This window comes from Synechocystis salina LEGE 00031 (assembly GCF_015207985.1).
GTDB classification, from domain to species: Bacteria; Cyanobacteriota; Cyanobacteriia; order Cyanobacteriales; family Microcystaceae; genus Synechocystis; species Synechocystis salina.
Genome location: NZ_JADEVV010000034.1, coordinates 26,127 through 44,499, shown reverse-complemented (window position 1 = coordinate 44,499; position 18,373 = coordinate 26,127). Strand labels below are relative to the sequence as shown.

Below are 18,373 nucleotides of genomic sequence, written 5' to 3'. Positions count from 1 at the left end.
GCGCGGCATATGCTCTCCCCTTGGTGAAGGTGGGGGGCACAGTGGTGCTTTACCGGGGTCAATGGTCAGCGGCGGAAGCGGAGCAGTTAGAACGGGCCAGTGCCCTCTTAGGCGGCAAAGTCAGTGCCACGGTGGCAGTTGTTACCCCCTGGAGCGGTGCCCAACGACACTTCATCTATCTAACCAAGGAAAAGCCTACCCCCAATGATTTTCCCCGGGCGATCGGCGTGCCCCGTCAACATCCCCTCGGCGTCGTGGATTGATATCGGCTTTCCGTTGAACCAAATTATTGTAAATTGTTGACAAAAAACTTTTCCCACAGACAAACACCGTTGGGGCTAAAATTTGCTTTAGCCGTATAAGATATAAATCATCTTACTCAGACGATCCCCCGACCCGTTTTTTGGACTAAAGTTAACGCTTACTAAGTTCGCTGTTTTATTTTAGTCTGTGGGCGGTATGCTAAGGGGATGGCCATCCAAATTTGAGGGTACGACCTTGGATCAGCAGAAAATCCTCGGCTATTTTATCGAAGAAGCTCAGGAACATTTGGAAACCCTGGAACGGGGCATCCTTGACCTGGGTAAGGTGGTGCGGGACTCGGAACAGGTCAACGAGATGTTTCGGGCGGCCCATTCCGTTAAGGGGGGAGCGGCCATGTTGGGCTACACCAGCATCCAAAAGACGGCCCACCGCCTAGAAGATGCATTCAAGGTGTTGAAGGAGCATCAATTACCCGTAGACCAAAAGTTGGAATCCCTATTCCTCAACGGCTACGATGTCTTGCAGGACTTGGTGGAAAAGCTCCAAAGTCCCAGCGGGCTCCAACCAGAGGAGGCAGATTCCATTGTGGATGGGGCTTCCCACCAGTTTGAAGAGTTACAGAATTATCTCAATTATCTCCTCACCCAAGGTAGTGCCACGGCCACCTCAACCCAGACCATGGCGGCTAAGTCTACCAATGCGGGTACGTTCAATGAGAGCGATGTGCCGGAAGAAATTAAAGCCCTGTTGCACAAAATGTTGCAGTTGTTTAAGCAGGAGCCCTCGGCCACTTCCCGGGAGAAGCTGCAAGAATATTGCACCCGTTTGGGTCGCTTAGCCCCCAAGCAGGAAAATTGGCAGCATTTACTCTCCCTCAGTAAACAGGCGATCGCCAATCCGTTGCATTCCTACCGCACTTTGGCCCCGGTGGTGTTGAAGGATCTGAAACAGGGCTATGACTGTTTTACGTTGGCCAAACCAGAAAACATCCGGGTCAGCGATGGTCTTAAACAATTGGCATCTAGTCATGTGGCCCAGGTTCTCATTCCAGCGGAACCGACGGCGGCGGCCAACATTCTGATGAAGGTATTTAACGAAAGTCAACTGCGCCAACTGATTAAAAATCTTTCCGCCTCCCATTAGTCCGGGGCTTTAGACTCGATCAAATAGCCACAGGTGTGTTCCCCGTCATTGAGCCAATGGGTTCTTTCGATGGCACAGTCCGGCAGAATGGCGGCAAACATTTCCAACTCATGACCACAAACAGTGGGATAGGATTCGGCCACGTCGGCGATTGCACAGTGGTGCTCAGACAAAATGAATTTCTCCGACTGTTCCAGCGACAGGGGATGGAGTTCTGCCATATAACCTTCTTGACGCCGTAGTTCCACTAGTTTATGTACCCTTTTGGCCAAGGAACCCTGGCCAATTTGTTGGCGGTAGGCTTCCGCTTTCCGTTGCCATTGTTTTTTCAGCACTGCCCCCAACTGTTCCTCCCCCACTGTTTCTACCAGGGAATCGATGAAAGAAAGGGCAAATTCTCCGTAACGTTGGGGAAACTGTTCCCTGCCCTGTTTGCTCAGTTGGTAGAGAAATTGGGGTCTGCCCATGCCCTGTCTTTCCTGTTGATGCTCAATTAAGCCATCATTTTCCAAATCCTTGAGGTGCTTGCGCATGGCCTGGGGACTAATGCCCAACTCCTCAGCCATGGCGATCGCCGATCCTTGCCCTTCTTTGAGGAGATAGCGCAGAATATCTTCTTTGGTGGAGTGGGAAGAACTGGTGGTCATGGTCAACAACAGGAGAGGGAAATTTTGGAACCGATGCGGTGGCAGTCCAGTAAACTGAAGGGACAACCCCCATGCTAAGCATGATTGCTTAAATTAATTGTCGGGTAATTATCAATTGGTTAACCCTGGCCCATGGGCTAAGGGACTTCCCGCAGGATCACCGACCTTGGTCTTGGTACTTTGACAACAATTGGGTTGCTAATCTATTCTAGAATAGACTAAAACAACAAATAAGTTGTTTAAGGTTCATTCCTTGAGATTTATTCCGTTCCACTGCCAATCTACCTTGCCCTAGGCAGTTACCTATCTGAATTCCCCGGAGAACACTGCATTCGATGAGTTCCACCACCGTTAAAAACCTGGTCAACCAACCCTACAAATATGGCTTTATCACCGACATTGAAGCGGATGCTATCCCCCGTGGTCTGAGTGAAGACGTGGTGCGACTCATTTCTGCTAAAAAGAATGAGCCAGAATTCATGTTAGATTTTCGCCTGCGGGCCTACCGTCATTGGTTGACCATGACGGAACCCACTTGGCCAGCGGTGAGCTATCCCTCCATTGATTACCAAAATATTATTTACTATTCCGCCCCTAAGCAAAGTAAGAAAAAACTAGAAAGCTTAGACGAGGTGGACCCCGCTTTGTTGGAAACTTTCGAGAAGCTGGGCATTCCTCTGTCGGAGCAAAAACGTTTGAGTAATGTGGCGGTGGATGCCATTTTTGACAGTGTTTCCATTGGCACCACTTTTAAGGAAAAGCTGGCGGAGGACGGAGTAATTTTTTGTTCCATTTCTGAAGCTTTACAGGAACATCCCGAGCTGGTGCAAAAATATTTGGGCAGTGTGGTGCCCACCGCTGACAATTTCTTTGCCGCCTTAAATTCCGCCGTATTCAGTGACGGTTCCTTCGTCTTTATTCCCAAAGGGGTGAAATGTCCCATGGAATTGTCCACCTATTTCCGTATTAATAATGGAGATACGGGGCAGTTTGAGCGGACATTAATTATTGCCGAAGAAGGGGCCTCCGTTAGCTATTTGGAAGGTTGTACAGCGCCCATGTACGATAGCAACCAACTCCATGCTGCAGTAGTAGAGTTAGTGGCCCTAGATAATGCTGATATTAAGTATTCCACGGTGCAAAACTGGTATGCCGGCGATGAAAACGGCAAAGGGGGAATTTACAACTTTGTGACTAAGCGGGGTCTATGCAAAGGCGTTAATTCAAAGATTTCCTGGACCCAGGTGGAAACTGGTTCTGCGATCACCTGGAAATATCCCAGTTGTGTACTGGTGGGTGATAATTCAGTGGGAGAATTTTATTCCATTGCTTTAACCAATAATAAACAGCAGGCCGATACGGGAACCAAGATGATTCACATCGGCAAAAATACCCGTAGCACCATTATTTCCAAAGGTATTTCTGCTGGTAACTCTGCCAATAGCTATCGGGGTTTGGTGAAAATGGGACCCAAAGCCCAGGGCGCTCGCAATTACTCCCAATGCGATTCCATGCTCATTGGCGATCGGGCGGCGGCTAACACTTTCCCCTACATTCAGGTGGATAATAATACCGCCAAGGTAGAACACGAAGCCTCCACCTCCAAGATTGGCGAGGATCAACTCTTTTACTTTGCCCAACGGGGAATTTCAGAAGAGGATGCAGTGTCCATGCTAGTCAGCGGCTTTTGTAAGGATGTGCTCAACGAATTGCCGATGGAATTTGCGGCGGAAGCTGACAAATTATTGAGCCTCAAACTAGAAGGTACTGTGGGTTAAGCAAGTCTATTCGTTAGGGGCGGTTAATGCCAAACTGCCCTGGCCAAGACCCCTGATTCTGACCCACTGTTTTATTAAAAAACAAGCTTTCTCTTCACATAATCTATTTTTACCACTCAACTACTTAACTAAATTAATTCATGAGCCAGACTGTTCTATCCATTAAAAATTTGGCCGCCTCCGTTGATGGAAATCAAATTCTCAAGGGGGTTAACTTAGAAATCAAAGCAGGGGAAGTCCATGCCATTATGGGGCGCAACGGTTCCGGCAAAAGTACCCTGTCCAAGGTAATTACTGGGCACCCCGACTATGAAATTACCGACGGTGAAATTATTTACCAGGGGCAAGATTTATCAGCTCTAGAACCGCACGAAAGGGCTTTAGCAGGTATTTTTCTCGCCTTTCAATATCCCTTAGAAATTCCCGGCGTCAGTAATTTAGATTTTCTCCGCATTGCTTATAACGCCAAACGCAAACATTTAGACTTGGAAGAATTAGATACCTTTGACTTTGAAGACTTAATTCAAGAAAAATTGGATGTGGTGAAAATGAATCCTGCTTTTCTGGAACGCAGTTTGAATGAAGGGTTTTCCGGGGGAGAAAAGAAGCGCAACGAAATTTTGCAGATGGCTATCCTAGAGCCGACCCTATCCATTTTGGACGAAATTGATTCCGGTCTAGATATTGACGCACTCCGCATTGTTTCTGAGGGGGTCAATTTTCTAAAAAATCCCGACAATGCCACCTTGGTGATTACCCATTATCAACGCTTGCTAAATTACATTGTTCCCGATCATATCCATGTCATGTATGATGGCAAAATTGTCATGAGCGGTGGTAAGGAATTAGCTCTGGAACTAGAAGAAAAAGGCTATGACTTCTTAGATGAAAAAGCATTGGCTGCTGTCTAATTCTTTTTCAGAGTTCAACTAAAGTTAGCAATAAAATTACTAATTTAATTGCTGACTTAGACTTAATTTAACCGTTAACTAATCCGAACCACCATCGCCAAGGATATTTGCTATGACTGCCGCTGTTCTGACTAATGCTTTAAGAAAAAATATTCACCATGCTGAAGTAGACAAACAGTTGCAGAGTCTTAAGGAGCGGGCAATGTCAGGGGAAGGTGGAGAGCCAACCTTGCTCGCCAAAAGACAACGGGCAGAGAAATTGTTAGACGGACTAAGATTACCCAATAAAAATGATGAAGAATGGCAGTTCACTAATTTAACTGAGCTCAAGGAAATTGACTTTGCCACTGCAAAAAAAATCAGCCTAGATGCTGCTAGTGCAGAAAACTTTTATTTACCGGAAGCAAAGCAAAGCCGTTTGGTTTTTGTTAATGGTTTCTTCTCGGCGGAATTATCCAATACCAGCGATTTGCCTGAAAATATCGTCTGCGGATCTTGGAATCTTTTGCCCCCCAATAAACAGGAAAACTTAGCTGATTATTTAGCTCAACGGGAAGATGGAGAGGATGTTTTTAGCACCCTCAACACGGCGGGGCTAAAGGATAGTGCCATAGTCTGGATTCCCGCCAATATTGAGCTGGCGACCCCCATCCATTGTCTGTTTTTAACGGTGGTTGATCCCACTCCGGTACTGGTTCAACCCCGACTGTTGATTGTAGCCGGAGCTAATGCCAAGGTAACCATTGCCGAGTCCTATGGAGCCATCAGCACCAACTGCACCGATCGCCCGCAGCAACAGCCCTACTTTAACAACATTGTCAGCGAAATTTACCTAGGGGAAAATGCCCAGGTCACCCATATTCGTAACCAGCGGGATTCCGGTGATAGCTTCCACATTGCCACCACGGCGATCGCCCAGGCCAAGCAGAGTCATTACAAACTCATTGATATTAATTTGGGTGCTAAATTATCCCGCCACAATTTGGCCATGACCCAACAGGGGGAAGCAACGGAGACCGAATTTTTGGCCTTGACTACCCTGGCCGGCCGGCAGGTAAGCGACACCCACAGCAGTATTGCCTTAAATCACCCCCATGGGGTGACTAATCAACTCCATAAATGCATTGTGGATGAATATTCCCAGGCAGTTTTTAGCGGCAAAGTTTTAGTGCCCCAGGCGGCCCAACTAACCAATGCCCAACAATTAAATCGGAACTTAGTACTGTCCTCCAAAGCTCGCATCAATACCAAACCAGAGCTACAAATCACCGCCGATAACGTGAAATGCTCCCACGGTGCCACCATCAGTCAGTTAGAAGCCGATGAAGTTTTTTATCTCCGCAGTCGGGGCTTAAATGATTACGATGCCCGCCATTTGTTAATTGATGCCTTTGCCGGAGAAATTTTGGATCAAATTCCCCTACCCTCTTTGCAAGGACGTCTGCGGCAATGTATTTCCTGTCGGACTATTTAGTCAGTCAGAAAATTGATATTTTAGTTGATTTTTAATTAGTCTTAGTATTGTTTGATTGTTAAACCATGCTTGCCCTACAAACCCCCAGCCTTGCCGCCACTGTCCGCCAGGATTTCCCCATTTTAAATCAGGAAATTAATGGTCATCCTCTGGTGTATTTGGACAATGCCGCTACGTCCCAAAAACCCCGGGTAGTGTTGGAAAAATTAAGGCACTATTACGAAAACGATAATGCTAATGTCCACCGGGGAGCCCATCAGCTAAGTGTGCGGGCCACTGATGCCTATGAAGCAGTACGGGGTAAGATCGCTAAATTTATCAATGCCCGATCGCCAAAGGAAATTGTTTATACCCGTAATGCCACGGAAGCGATTAATTTAGTGGCCTATAGTTGGGGCATGAATAATCTTCAGCCAGGGGATGAAATTATCACCACTGTGATGGAACACCACAGCAATTTAGTACCTTGGCAAATGGTGGCGGCCAAGACTGGGGCGGTGCTGAAATTTGTCCAATTAAACGAGCAGGAAAGCTTTAATTTAGAGCAATTTAAAACCCTACTTTCTGAAAAAACCAAGCTAGTCACTGTTGTTCACATTTCTAATACCTTGGGTTGCATTAACCCAGTGGAAGAAATTACCCGATTAGCCCACCAAGTTGGGGCCAAAGTATTAATTGATGCTTGTCAGAGTGCGCCCCATTATCCCCTGGACGTGCAACTGATTGATTGTGATTGGCTAGTGGCCAGTGGCCACAAAATGTGCGCCCCCACCGGCATTGGTTTCCTCTACGGCAAAGAGGAAATTTTAACAGCCATGCCGCCCTTTTTTGGGGGTGGAGAAATGATTGCTGAGGTCTTTTTCGACCATTTCACCACTGGGGAATTACCCCATAAATTTGAAGCGGGTACTCCGGCCATTGCCGAAGCGATCGCCTTGGGGGCTGCAGTGGATTATCTAACTGATTTAGGTATGGAAAATATCCACAACTACGAAGTGGAATTAACCCATTACCTCTGGCAAGGCTTGGCGGAAATTCCCCAACTGCGGCTTTATGGGCCTAGTCCTCAACATGGCGATCGGGCTGCCCTGGCTTCCTTTAACGTGGCTGGACTCCACGCCAGTGATGTGGCCACCATGATGGACCAAGACGGCATTGCTATCCGTTCTGGTCACCATTGCACCCAACCATTGCACCGGCTATTTGACGCTTCTGGCAGTGCCAGGGCCAGTTTGTATTTTTACAACACCAAAGAAGAAATTGATTTATTTTTGCAATCTTTGCAAGCCACCATTCGCTTCTTTAGTGACGATAACTTTAACGTTTAACGGCTTCAGCAAACCTGATTTTGAGGTAATCATCCTCCATTTTTGCTCCAGCAGGGGTCAAGCCAGCCAAGGCCTGGGGCAGCACTAGGTTACGGCGATGGTTGCCAATGCGGACATTTAACTCATCCCCGGTTTTATTGAGTTGGATTTGTTCCTTATGAATGCCAGGTAAGTAAAGCTCTAGACTGTAGTCGTTATTGTCACCCTGGACAATGTTAATGGTGTTTTCTTTGTAATAAACCTGGGAAGGATCCTCATCTTTATACAAAGTTTCTTTCAGTCTTTCCAGAGCAGCTAGACCACACATCTCTTCGGAAAATAAGGGCGCTTCCTTCACCGGCAGAGGATAGAAATTGTCGTAGATTTCCTGTTTATAGACCTGTTGGTTACTTTTCCAACGTTGAAAGAAGGGATCATCAATGGTGTCCGGCAAAATCCGGTTAGCAATGACCAAATCTGTGGCCACATTGTACAAACTCAGATAGGCATGGGCCCGCAATGACTCCTTCAGCACCATTTTTTCTGGATTAGTCACTAGGCGCACGGAAGTTTGAGTATTATCCGTCAGCACTTTTTCCAGAGCCTCAATTTGCTCATAGAATTCGTAGGGGGCATCCATCACTTCTTTATCGGGCAAAGAAAAACCGGCGATCGGTCTAAATAGGGGTTCCACCAACGGTCTGAGGGCCACGGACATCCCTTGCAAAGGCTTATAAAAACGCCGCATATACCAGCCTCCCACTTCCGGCAAACTGAGCAGACGCAAGGCCGTGCCCGTGGGGGCAGAGTCGATAATCAGTACGTCATAATCAGCTTCGTCGTAGTGGCGCTTCATCCGCACCAGACCAAAAATTTCATCCATGCCAGGCAGAATGGCCAGTTCCTCCGCTTGTACCCCGTCTAGCCCCCGGGCCTGTAGCACCTGGGTAATGTAACGCTTCACTGCGCCCCAGTTACCCTCCAACTCCATCAAGGCATCCAATTCCGCTCCCCAGAGATTTTCCTTCACAAGGCGAGGCTCATGACCCAACTCCATATCAAAACTGTCAGCGAGGGAATGGGCCGGGTCGGTACTCAGGACCAGGGTCTTATGGCCTAATTCCGCGCAACGAAGGCCGGTGGCCGCCGCAACGGAGGTTTTGCCAACCCCCCCCTTACCTGTCATCAGAATTACGCGCATGGATGGATCTGCCTAGAAATATGAAAAATCGGAGACGGAATGTTACATATTGTTAACTTCCATGCTTCCATTATGCCGGGAAAGCCAGACTTCTTGCAGGGTTTTAGCGTAATTTTCCAGGCTGTGGTGTTGACGGTAGGCCTGGGCCATGGCGGCTAACCGCTGATGAATGATGGGGTCGGCCAACTTTTGAGCAATTTCTGCCCACCCCTGGGATGGGGTTTGCCAATCCATTACTAAACTATTGAGGTCGTACTGGTTTAGTTCCCTGGCCATCCAGGTACCGGGGGATACTAACGGTATCCTTTCTGCAATGATGGCTTCAGTGAAAATGCCGGAAGTCCTTTCTGCGTAAGCCTCTGGGTCGTAGGGTAAGAGAATGATTTGGGCTTTGTTTAACCAATCAGTGTATTCTTCCCTGGTCAGGCGATCGCCAATTAAATGAACTTCAATGCCTTCACTGTTACTTTTTAACCCGGAAGCGGCCGCCGCAATTATCTTCAGCTTGGGGGAGTTATGCCAAGGTGATGAAACCAAACCTCGCATCACCGACCAACCCTTTTCTTCCCTGGGGGCACCGGGCCACCAACAGAGTATGGGATCAGCTTGTAGGGATAGGGGCACAACTTCAGCAAAATCCGTGTGGGGAATGGGCATCACCATAAAGGGTTGGCGAAAATAATTCTGGAGCGATCGCCCGAGGGGTTCACTATCGGTTAAAAATTGGCACTGGGGCGGGGGCAATAATTTTCCTAAGCGTTGGTGGAGCCCATGGTAAAGAGGGCGGGTTTGGTCTAAATGCACATCTCGGCGGTAGAGAATCCAAAAATGCAATCTTTTGCGGTTTGAAGCAGACAATTGCCGCAGTCCCCACCAGACAGCAAAGAGTTGGAGATGGATAAAGCGTTCTAAAAAGAGGATGACTGGTCTGTTTTCTCCATTGTTCAGCAACGGTTGCAATTGTTGGGCCAAGACATTGCCGCATTCCATGGCCTGGGGAAGACGGGTTAATTTTGCTACCATACTGCCCTCTGCTTCCAAATCCTCCGGCAGAAGAACTCGATGGAGGCGATCGCCAATTTCCTCCAAATTCTGATCTGCATTCTGGGGAACCCAAGCTTGATACTGCCAACCCAAATACTCCACCGATCGCCGCACTGCCCCGTGGTAAGGCAAAATATGGCCTTCCCCTCCCATTAGATGGGGAATGAGAGAAATAAAGAGGGGTTGATCCTTGGAATCGTCAGAGTTCATTCGCTTGAGGGGGAAGCCAGCAGACTAACAGTTTCCCCCAGATTGGCAAAGACGGGAATCGGCTCTGCTAATTGCGCCGCAAATTTATCCAACTTCTGGCAGGTTTCCTGGCCCCGACCTGTTAGTAGCACCACTGGTTGGCAACCAGCGGCAATGGCCGCTCCAACGTCACTGGGGGCATCACCAATAAAGTAGGATTCTTGGAGAGAAATTTGGTACTGCTCTGCCGCCCGCAACAGCATTTCGGGGGCAGGTTTGCGGCAATCACAGCCTTCCTCTGGATGGTGGGGGCAAAGGAAAAAATCGGTGAACTTTACTCCCTCTTTGCCATACTCCCGTTGAATTTTGTCATGCACCGCCGCCACGTCACCATGGTCAAAATAACCCCGGCCAATGCCCGCCTGGTTGGTGATCACAATTAATAAATAACCGGCTTTTTGCCACTGGATTAAAGCTGGTCCGGCACCCCGGGGTAACTGCACTTGTTCTGGCTTACCAAGGTAGGGAATATAGTCAATGATGACGCCGTCACGGTCGAGGAACAGAGCTTTGCGGAGGGCACTCAAGGTTATCGGTGTGGATTTTGGCTAGGTTAAAAAGGGCCTTAGCATTTTACCAGGCAGGGAAATAGTCTGATTCTCGGTGGAACTAATTTTGGTTCCTTTTTCAGCTATACCTTAACGCCAACGGACTTTTGGGCGAAGAGACGGGATTCCACCTGTTCACAGATGTGGTGGTAGGTCATCAAATGCACTTCTTGGATGCAGGGGGTATTTTTATCGGCAATGAAGAGGGGATAGTCGGCAAATTCCTGGAACAAACCGCCGTTATTACCAGCCATGCCAATGGTGTGCAAACCCCTATCCTTGGCACATTTCAGTGCATGGAGCACATTGGTGGATTTGCCAGAGGTGGATAAACCCCAAAGAACGTCCCCCGGTTGCCCTAAAGCTTCCACCTGGCGGGAAAAAACAATGTCGTAGGTATAGTCGTTGCTGACAGAAGTGAGGATGGAACTGTTGGCAGTTAAGGCGATCGCCGGTAGGGCTTGGCGGTTGAAATGAAAACGGCCGACAAACTCAGCGGCCAGATGTTGGGCATCGGCGGCGGATCCCCCGTTACCGCAGATGAGCAATTTGTTGCCTGCCTGGAATCTTTGGCAAATCAGGTCCACCACGGCCTCAATGGCTGTGCAATAGGATTGGTCAAAAGCCTTGGCAAGGGACTGTAATCGCTGTTCAACCCATTCAGACATAGTAAATCCTCATTTTCAAAGCCTGAAGCAACAAGCAAAATCTAGCTTCGACTTTTAGGGACTCCCATTACCGCAAAAAAGTGGCAGGGGCCAAAATATAGTTCCTCATCTTAATCGAGGGAGGCAAAAATTGGCTAATGTTAAAGGGGTTGGCGTTTGGTCACTGGGGACGGTTTTCCCTCATCCTAGGGTGAGCAGACAGTGATTTGAGATTTTTATGTGGATTATTTATAAGGAATTTTCCTTTGAGGCGGCCCACCAATTGCCCCACCATGAAGGAAAATGTCGGCGTTTACATGGCCACAGTTTTCGGGGACGGGTTTACGTGGCCAGCGATCGCCTCAAAACCACTGGTTCAGAAACGGGTATGGTGATGGATTTTAGTGTGCTCAAAGCCCATTTGGACCCCTTGGTGAAAAACTACCTCGACCATTATTACCTCAACGAAAGTCTCGGCTTGGAAAGCCCCACCAGTGAGGCGATCGCCGCTTGGATCTTTGCCAAGTTAGAAGAAGCTGGGGTACCGGGGTTACATTCGGTGGAAGTGCTGGAAACCTGTACCTCCGCCGCCCGTTACTTCTCGCCCCGCCTGTCCACATTTCTCTGATTTTGGTAATCCCTGTCATCGGGGGGGGGACAGCGCCTAGGGCTCTGGATGGCACAACAAAACCCTTACATAGTTGAGCTTTACGAGTGTTTTATGCATATCAAGCCGCTGTAGAGTTCGCTGTAAGTGCCTATTATGCTTGGTTAATCAACACTGGTAAACCCGAGAAAAAGACCAAGCTCCAGCTTGCCGAACTGGAGGGAGCAATTACAAAGAAAAATTTTATACTTTTGGGATATTTCCCCATTTTCTTGGTGGAAGAAAAACCAAATATCTAGGGCAAAAAATTTAGGGTAAAAATAAACTTCATTGTCGATTTGCAGGAAAACTGCCCATGCAATTAGATTGAAATCGATATAAATTGACCCCGGTTAGCCAACCATTGCTTAAACTAGGGGAAAGTACTAAGTTGAGTGAAAAAAATTGTCAGCCTTAGGCATTTAGCGGAATTTTGATAGGATTTCGCTCCTTTGAGGCATGCTGAAACTAGCACTAGTCACCACTGTTGTTGTTTGTTGAACCGTTATCTCCGCCGCCCCCGCCATGGTCTTACCCTCCGATTCCCCCGAATTTAGCCTTTCCCCCTTTGAACAAGCCCTCATTGAAGCGGGTTATCTTTCCCTTTCTCAAATTCATCAGGCTTTAATGGAGGCTCGCCGCACCGGCATTGCTCTGCCGACGTTGGTGGAAACAATGTTGGGGGAATCTTTGCCCGACGAACTACATCGTCAGTACCAAGCTCAACAACAGTTTGCCCTCTCGGTGATCCATGGGGTGAAATTTTTTGACCAACATCAGTTGATGACCCTGGCCAACACCGAGGAGATCGCCAGTTTACTGAACCGTTACTTTCCTTTGCCCGTCTGCCGTCAGTATGGTTTTTTGCCTCTACATTATCGGGAAGATCCCGGTGCATTGTTGGTGGTGATGGTGGACCCTAGCAGTAAGGAAGCAGGTCAATTTTTGCAACGGCAATTGTCCCCCCATAGTCTTACCCTGCGGCGGCGGGGGGTAACTAGGGAAGATTTTGACAATTTAATTGACCAGCTTTACCACGATCCGGAAGTGCAGGCTGCCCTCAGCGCCCACGACCAAACGGCGATCGCCGAAAATCCCTACGATGGCAAGGCAACGGTGGTGGAAGTGACGGAAATAATTGAGGATTTGCCCCAACAAATCGCCGCTCTACAGAATACTCCCCCGGTTGCTCCCCCCACTGCTCCGCCGGTCAGTGCCATAGGGGAGAATGTATCTGTTCCAACCTCAGATACCAAAGCCGAAGGGCCAGAAGTTAAATTAGCCAATAAGATTCTTATTCTGGGCTTACGGGAAGGGGCCAGCGAAATTCACATTGATCCCCAGGATAATCAGGTGCTAGTGCGGATTCGCAAGGGCGGTAATTTGTGTATGTTGCTCGAACCCTTGCCCAGGGAATTAGGACCCAAACTGGTCACTAGGCTGAAAACCATGACCCATTTGGACACCAGCCAGACCAATGTGCCCCAAAAGGCCCGCATCCGCAAAAGTTATAACGGCCAGTCGGTATTTTTCTACGTCAATATTCTCCCCAGTTTTTACGGCGAAAAAGTACTGGTGCGGGTGGTGCCTTCCCTAGAAAAATTGCCCGATTTTACCCAACTTTGTGGCGATCGCCAGGGCCAGGAAAGTTTGCAAAAATTAGCTGAGCAATCCCAGGGTTTAGTGGTGGTGATCGGGGCGGCTTATGGCGGCAAAACCACCACCATGGAAGCTTTTTTGGGAAAACAGTTGGAACAGGATCGTGCCGTCGCCCTGGTGTCCGATCCCCTGGTTCATATCTATAAAGACATTAATCAGTTAGAGATTAACCTCCAAAAGGACTTTACCGGCGAGAAGGCAGTGCAGTCCCTCCAGGAGCAGTTCCCCCCAGTGGTGGCGGTGGACCCCTTGGAAGATCAAGAAACCGCCCAGGCTTTGACCCAGGCCCTCAACCAAGGACGTTTAGTTTTCACCTCCGTTATTGCCAAAGATGTGCCCTCGGCGATCGTCCAGCTGCAGGAATGGTTTGAACCGGCAGTACTCGGACAACACCTCAAGGGCATTGTTTCCCAGCGACTAGTGCGGCGGGTGTGTCCTGCCTGTCGTTTGAAGGGGGAGGTGACACTGGAAGAGCAACAGCGTTTTGGTTTGCCTGCGGGGCCCATTTATCGGGCTAACAGTTTGAGTGTGGAGCTAATGGCCCAACCCATGATCAAAAGTCGCCTCTGTCGTCAGTGCCATGGCCTGGGTTACGCTGGCATGACAGGGGTATTTGAGGTGGTGTCGGTCACTCCTGAACTCCAACAGTTGGTCAGTGGCCCCTGCTCCCATGAAGAAATTATCAACGGTCTTAATCAAGCCGGTATTGCCAGTCCCGCTCGGACGGCGATCGCCTTAGTGAGTCAGGGAGTTACCACCCTCGAAGAAGTAAACCGACTTTTTCCCCAACTGCCCCAGCAACTATCGCCCCAAACCTCCCCCACTGCGGCTAGTATTACGGCTCCCCCTCCAGTTGCCACCCCCGCAAGTCAACCTCACCCAGGAGAAAGTGTGCCCCCCAACGACCAATGGTGGCAACGTCTGCAACAACTGGAAAAATCTGTGCAAGAGCTTAACCGTACCCTGGCGGATTTGAAAAAAATGGCGGGCGATCGCCCTTCTGCCCCCCGACCCCATATCGCTCCCCCCCATCCCCCATCTGCTTCTGGCCCCAACTTAGACCTGATGGCGGAATTGCAAGCCCTAGAGGATTTATCCGCCCACAAAAAGCCCAAGGTGAGGGATAGGCATGACCAGAACATCACCGTCATGGAAGGCTTTGATAAAATTGAAGAATTATTAATCGACGAATTGGAGCCATCGTCCGCCGCTCCCCCCAATGCCGGGGAAGAAACCTTCATTGCGGAAGAAGAAACCAATTCCCCAGAACAGGGTAAACTCAATCCGTTCAAGTCCGTGATTGACCCTTGGTAATCCAGGCACTATTTCTTCGCAGATGGCAAAGGCTGGAAAAAAATTCTGCCCATCCAAAGCAAACACACCAGGAAATAACCGGTGCTGATCAGACCATTCAGGTACATCAGTCTAAATCCTGCCAATTCCCCCGTCCCCTGGCCAGTCCCCCAGAGCAGTAAATACAGACAGAGCCAGCCCAGGGTTAACTGCAATGACCGACGGCTCAAGCGGCGACGTTGACGATGATACTCATGGTCGGCCCAACCAGGTTGGTCTGGTTGGCGCAACTGCCAGAGGGACGGTAATATGCCCACTACGGGAAGCAGATATAAACAAAGTTGTAGGCGCATCAGTTTCGTGTCGGCAAAACGATCTTCGTTCACTCTGATTTTCCATCCTGCTTGCGAGCCCAGCTTGACCGGCGCTGACTTTTCCATTAACCCTAACCTTGCTGAATTTGTCCATGGCCTCCACCCCAAACTCCGTAACCCTCTACACCGATGGCGCTTGTTCCATGAATCCTGGCCCCGGTGGCTATGGCGCAGTAATTCTCTACGATGATGGTCGCCGGGAGGAACTATCCGCCGGTTATAAAATGACCACCAACAACCGCATGGAAATTATGGGGGCGATCGCCGCCTTGAGTCACTTACCGGAACCGTCCCAGGTATTGCTCTACACCGATTCCCGCTATCTGGTCGATGCCATGAGCAAGGGTTGGGCCAAGAAATGGAAGGCCAAGGGATGGCAAAGAAATGCCAAGGAAAAGGCCAAAAATCCCGATCTCTGGGAAACGATGTTAGCGCTGTGCGAAAAACACCAGGTTACGTTTCAGTGGGTCAAAGCCCACGCTGGCAACAAAGAAAATGAGCGGTGCGATCGCCTAGCGGTGGCCGCCTATCAGAATAAGCCAAGCTTAGTCGATGAGGGCTTCGGTAAATTCTAGGGGCCAAAACTAAATCAAGTCCCATTCCACACCTAGGTTTTATAAATCCAATGATTTCCCTTTAATGGCAAAGGAGGGAAATTTCTCCATGGACAATTTTCAGGACTAGGGGAGGTTTGCTTCCTTCCCCATGTCATTATTCTGCCAAAAAAGTTTGCTGTTAACATCAATCTTGTGTGTTATATGTTGGTTAAACAACATCTAGTAGGTTTCCCAATGGCAACGCTAGAAGCCCCCCCCCATAGTCTCCAACACCAGGAAATTCCCCCCAGCCATCGTATTTTGGTTGTTGAAGACGAAGTTTCCATCCGTGAAACCATTGTCCTCTCACTGCAGGAAGAAGGTTATGAAGTCTATGCAGTGGACGATGGCCGCGACGCTTTAGCCCTGTTGCAAGAATTTAGCGAAGACCCAGGCCAGGCCGCCGTTGACCTGATCATTCTCGACATCATGCTTCCCCAGGTAAACGGTTTAGATGTGTGTCGTAGTTTGCGCTTTGGTGGCGATAACACTCCGATTTTAATTGTCAGTGCCAAGGGCAGTGAAATGGAAAAGGTCACTGGCTTAGAAGTGGGGGCTGATGACTACATCACTAAGCCCTTTAGCCTGAAAGAATTGGTTGCCCGTTGCCGGGCCATGATCCGTCGCCAAGGCCTGGCCGGTAACAACATTGCCCCATTCCGTAAATTTCGAGACTTGGTGCTCTATCCCCAGGAATGCCGGGTGTTAATGCGGGGAGAAGAAGTCAATCTAGCCCCGAAGGAATTCCGCCTGTTGGAATTGTTCATGAGCTATCCCCGTCGGGTCTGGTCCAGGGAACAGTTAATTGAACATATTTGGGGCATTGATTTTATGGGAGATAGCAAAACGGTGGATGTCCATATCCGCTGGCTGCGGGAAAAGCTAGAACAAGACCCTAGTCAGCCGGAATACTTAGTTACAGTGCGGGGTTTCGGCTATCGTTTTGGTTGATCTTAGGGCGTAATTTTCCGGTATCTAACACCGTGGCCCCATGGCGATCGCCCTAGTTTTGGGGTCAATGTCAGCAAATGTATAACATTACACCAAACGACTTCAGGTTTTCTGGTGTAAATCTGTTACAATGTCTTTACAAATAAAAAGGGTCTGACCACCGTTCCCCATCTGCAGGCTGTGTTTACAGAATTTGCTGATCATTGCCTGGTTTAGTCCCTACCCTACATCCTTTGGACTCGAACTCAGTCAATAGTCAGTTAATCCCTAGTAATTAATTTATGGGCCAAACGCCAACGATCGCCATTAACCACTTAGGTTGCGAAAAAAACCGGATCGATTCGGAACATATGCTGGGACTGCTGGTGGAAGCCGGCTACCAGGTGGATGCCAACGAAGAATTGGCCGACTACGTCATTGTTAATACTTGTAGTTTTATCCAAGATGCCCGCCAGGAATCGGTGCGGACCTTGGTGGAATTGGCTGAAGCGAAGAAGAAAATTGTTATTTCCGGTTGCCTGGCCCAACATTTCCAAGAGCAACTGTTAGAAGAAATCCCCGAAGCAGTGGCTGTGGTGGGCACAGGGGATTACCAAAACATTGTTGATATTATCCGGCAAACGGAACAGGGCCAAAGGGTCAAAGCAGTTTCTGCTAATCCTAGTTTCATTGCCGACGAACATTTACCCCGTTATCGCACCACCAACGAGGCGATCGCCTATCTACGGGTGGCGGAAGGTTGTGATTATCGCTGTGCCTTTTGCATTATTCCCCAACTGCGGGGTAAGCAACGCTCCCGTCCCATCGAATCCATTGTGGCCGAAGCTCAGCAATTGGCCAGCCAGGGAGTAAAGGAATTAATTCTCATCTCCCAGATCACCACCAACTACGGTTTGGATTTGTATGGGGAGCCAAAATTGGCGGAACTATTACAGGCCCTCGGCAAAGTCGATATTCCCTGGATTCGCATTCACTACGCCTATCCCACTGGATTGACCCCGAAAGTGATCGAGGCGATCGCCACTACGCCCAACGTCCTACCCTATTTGGATTTGCCCCTGCAACACTCCCACCCGGACATTCTCAAAGCCATGCATCGTCCCTGGCAAGGTCAGGTCAATGACGACATTATCACCAAGCTCAAAACCGCCCTTCCCGACGCTGTCTTGCGCACCACCTTCATTGTTGGTTTTCCGGGGGAAACGGAGGCACATTTTCAGCATTTGTTAGACTTTGTCCAGCGCCACCAATTTGACCATGTGGGAGTCTTTACCTTTTCCCCAGAGGAAGGCACCGCCGCCTTTGACCTGCCTAACGCTGTGCCGGAAGAGGTAATGGGCGATCGGCGGGATCGGTTAATGGCCCTGCAGCAACCCATTTCTGCCCAGAAAAATGCCGCCTGCTTGGGACAAACCTTGGATGTGCTAATCGAACAGGAAAATCCCAGCACCGAGGAGTTCATTGGCCGAGCATCCAGATTTGCCCCGGAAGTGGACGGTCTGGTCTACGTCAAAGGGACCGCTAACTTGAACGAAATTATGCCTGTGACCATCACCGCCACCGACGACTATGACCTCTATGGTCTAACCGCCGAGGAGGCTAGGGTTTTTTAGCTAATTGAACTAAGGGGATGGACTGGCT

The 18,373-nt window shown here is 49.1% G+C and carries 17 protein-coding genes and 1 pseudogene; 12 read left to right on the top strand and 6 right to left on the bottom strand.

Translation table 11 applies throughout. The annotated features are described in order from the left end of the window. A pseudogene (locus tag IQ217_RS12380) lies at positions 1 to 263 on the top strand (class I SAM-dependent methyltransferase); the annotation flags it as partial. A 235-nt stretch (positions 264 to 498) separates the two neighbouring features. Next, positions 499 to 1,407, top strand: a complete 909-nt coding sequence (locus tag IQ217_RS12375) for an Hpt domain-containing protein (RefSeq protein ID WP_199309625.1) — start codon at positions 499 to 501, stop codon at positions 1,405 to 1,407. Here IQ217_RS12375 and sufR read toward each other — a convergent pair. Beyond that, positions 1,404 to 2,054 (bottom strand): iron-sulfur cluster biosynthesis transcriptional regulator SufR, encoded by a 651-nt coding sequence (sufR, locus tag IQ217_RS12370; protein WP_190597816.1) that lies wholly within the window; start codon positions 2,052 to 2,054, stop codon positions 1,404 to 1,406. The two genes, IQ217_RS12375 and sufR, sit on opposite strands and share 4 nt — an antisense overlap. A 335-nt stretch (positions 2,055 to 2,389) precedes the next feature. Here sufR and sufB point away from each other — a divergent pair, with 335 nt between their 5' ends. The 4 genes from sufB to IQ217_RS12350 all read left to right on the top strand — a co-directional run bounded on the left by sufB (position 2,390) and on the right by IQ217_RS12350 (position 7,545). After that, positions 2,390 to 3,832: a Fe-S cluster assembly protein SufB gene (gene sufB / locus IQ217_RS12365; RefSeq protein WP_194020174.1), complete on the top strand. Its 1,443-nt coding sequence runs from the start codon at positions 2,390 to 2,392 to the stop codon at positions 3,830 to 3,832. Between the two features lie 140 nt (positions 3,833 to 3,972). Next, a complete protein-coding gene (sufC, locus tag IQ217_RS12360) occupies positions 3,973 to 4,743 on the top strand; it encodes a Fe-S cluster assembly ATPase SufC (RefSeq protein ID WP_194020173.1) in 771 nt (256 codons plus the stop codon). 112 nt (positions 4,744 to 4,855) lie between these two features. Continuing rightward, positions 4,856 to 6,217 (top strand): Fe-S cluster assembly protein SufD, encoded by a 1,362-nt coding sequence (gene sufD / locus IQ217_RS12355; RefSeq protein ID WP_194020172.1) that lies wholly within the window; start codon positions 4,856 to 4,858, stop codon positions 6,215 to 6,217. 65 nt (positions 6,218 to 6,282) lie between these two features. Continuing rightward, positions 6,283 to 7,545, top strand: a complete 1,263-nt coding sequence (locus IQ217_RS12350) for a SufS family cysteine desulfurase (protein ID WP_194020171.1) — start codon at positions 6,283 to 6,285, stop codon at positions 7,543 to 7,545. Here the strand turns inward: IQ217_RS12350 and IQ217_RS12345 are convergent. The 4 genes from IQ217_RS12345 to gmhA form a co-directional block, all read right to left on the bottom strand. Then, complete coding sequence (locus IQ217_RS12345) at positions 7,535 to 8,725, bottom strand: TRC40/GET3/ArsA family transport-energizing ATPase (RefSeq protein WP_190597811.1); 1,191 nt, start codon at positions 8,723 to 8,725, stop codon at positions 7,535 to 7,537. The genes IQ217_RS12350 and IQ217_RS12345 overlap by 11 nt on opposite strands. 42 nt (positions 8,726 to 8,767) lie before the next feature. Then, positions 8,768 to 9,979: a glycosyltransferase gene (locus IQ217_RS12340; RefSeq protein WP_194020170.1), complete on the bottom strand. Its 1,212-nt coding sequence runs from the start codon at positions 9,977 to 9,979 to the stop codon at positions 8,768 to 8,770. Next, positions 9,976 to 10,545, bottom strand: coding sequence for a D-glycero-alpha-D-manno-heptose-1,7-bisphosphate 7-phosphatase (locus IQ217_RS12335; protein WP_194020169.1), 570 nt, complete (start codon positions 10,543 to 10,545; stop codon positions 9,976 to 9,978). The genes IQ217_RS12340 and IQ217_RS12335 overlap by 4 nt, the downstream gene beginning before the upstream one ends. 104 nt (positions 10,546 to 10,649) lie before the next feature. Next, positions 10,650 to 11,234, bottom strand: coding sequence for a D-sedoheptulose 7-phosphate isomerase (gene gmhA, locus IQ217_RS12330; protein ID WP_190597805.1), 585 nt, complete (start codon positions 11,232 to 11,234; stop codon positions 10,650 to 10,652). A gap of 217 nt (positions 11,235 to 11,451) precedes the next feature. On the opposite strand from gmhA, the gene queD reads away from it, so the two are divergent. From queD to IQ217_RS12315, 3 genes are all read left to right on the top strand, one after another. After that, entirely contained in the window at positions 11,452 to 11,841 is a 390-nt protein-coding gene (gene queD / locus IQ217_RS12325) for a 6-carboxytetrahydropterin synthase QueD (protein ID WP_194020168.1), read from the top strand. Positions 11,842 to 11,927: 86 nt separating this feature from the next. Beyond that, positions 11,928 to 12,119 carry a hypothetical protein gene (locus IQ217_RS12320; protein ID WP_194020167.1) on the top strand — a complete coding sequence of 64 codons (192 nt, stop codon included), beginning with the start codon at positions 11,928 to 11,930 and terminating at the stop codon, positions 12,117 to 12,119. A 265-nt stretch (positions 12,120 to 12,384) separates the two neighbouring features. Continuing rightward, complete coding sequence (locus IQ217_RS12315) at positions 12,385 to 14,832, top strand: GspE/PulE family protein (RefSeq protein WP_194020166.1); 2,448 nt, start codon at positions 12,385 to 12,387, stop codon at positions 14,830 to 14,832. An 8-nt stretch (positions 14,833 to 14,840) separates the two neighbouring features. Here the strand turns inward: IQ217_RS12315 and IQ217_RS12310 are convergent, their stop codons facing one another. After that, entirely contained in the window at positions 14,841 to 15,197 is a 357-nt protein-coding gene (locus tag IQ217_RS12310) for a hypothetical protein (protein ID WP_190597801.1), read from the bottom strand. 80 nt (positions 15,198 to 15,277) lie between these two features. Between IQ217_RS12310 and rnhA the strand changes: the two genes are divergently transcribed. From rnhA to rimO, 3 genes are all read left to right on the top strand, one after another. After that, positions 15,278 to 15,760 (top strand): ribonuclease HI, encoded by a 483-nt coding sequence (rnhA, locus tag IQ217_RS12305; protein ID WP_194020165.1) that lies wholly within the window; start codon positions 15,278 to 15,280, stop codon positions 15,758 to 15,760. A gap of 183 nt (positions 15,761 to 15,943) precedes the next feature. Beyond that, positions 15,944 to 16,732: a response regulator transcription factor gene (locus tag IQ217_RS12300; RefSeq protein ID WP_228024159.1), complete on the top strand. Its 789-nt coding sequence runs from the start codon at positions 15,944 to 15,946 to the stop codon at positions 16,730 to 16,732. A gap of 281 nt (positions 16,733 to 17,013) precedes the next feature. Next, the gene (gene rimO, locus IQ217_RS12295) at positions 17,014 to 18,345 is read left to right on the top strand and encodes a 30S ribosomal protein S12 methylthiotransferase RimO (RefSeq protein ID WP_194020163.1); all 1,332 of its coding nucleotides are present in this window, start codon (positions 17,014 to 17,016) and stop codon (positions 18,343 to 18,345) included. Positions 18,346 to 18,373 lie beyond the last annotated feature (28 nt).

What these genes read in the sequence shown, in the direction of transcription:
- sufR (WP_190597816.1), bottom strand. Translation starts at nt 2,054, where the DNA reads ATGACCACCAGTTCTTCCCACTCCACCAAAGAAGATATTCTGCGCTAT.
- sufB (WP_194020174.1), top strand. Translation starts at nt 2,390, where the DNA reads ATGAGTTCCACCACCGTTAAAAACCTGGTCAACCAACCCTACAAATAT.
- sufC (WP_194020173.1), top strand. Translation starts at nt 3,973, where the DNA reads ATGAGCCAGACTGTTCTATCCATTAAAAATTTGGCCGCCTCCGTTGAT.
- sufD (WP_194020172.1), top strand. Translation starts at nt 4,856, where the DNA reads ATGACTGCCGCTGTTCTGACTAATGCTTTAAGAAAAAATATTCACCAT.
- IQ217_RS12350 (WP_194020171.1), top strand. Translation starts at nt 6,283, where the DNA reads ATGCTTGCCCTACAAACCCCCAGCCTTGCCGCCACTGTCCGCCAGGAT.
- IQ217_RS12345 (WP_190597811.1), bottom strand. Translation starts at nt 8,725, where the DNA reads ATGCGCGTAATTCTGATGACAGGTAAGGGGGGGGTTGGCAAAACCTCC.
- IQ217_RS12340 (WP_194020170.1), bottom strand. Translation starts at nt 9,979, where the DNA reads ATGAACTCTGACGATTCCAAGGATCAACCCCTCTTTATTTCTCTCATT.
- gmhA (WP_190597805.1), bottom strand. Translation starts at nt 11,234, where the DNA reads ATGTCTGAATGGGTTGAACAGCGATTACAGTCCCTTGCCAAGGCTTTT.
- queD (WP_194020168.1), top strand. Translation starts at nt 11,452, where the DNA reads ATGTGGATTATTTATAAGGAATTTTCCTTTGAGGCGGCCCACCAATTG.
- IQ217_RS12315 (WP_194020166.1), top strand. Translation starts at nt 12,385, where the DNA reads ATGGTCTTACCCTCCGATTCCCCCGAATTTAGCCTTTCCCCCTTTGAA.
- rnhA (WP_194020165.1), top strand. Translation starts at nt 15,278, where the DNA reads ATGGCCTCCACCCCAAACTCCGTAACCCTCTACACCGATGGCGCTTGT.
- IQ217_RS12300 (WP_228024159.1), top strand. Translation starts at nt 15,944, where the DNA reads ATGTTGGTTAAACAACATCTAGTAGGTTTCCCAATGGCAACGCTAGAA.
- rimO (WP_194020163.1), top strand. Translation starts at nt 17,014, where the DNA reads ATGGGCCAAACGCCAACGATCGCCATTAACCACTTAGGTTGCGAAAAA.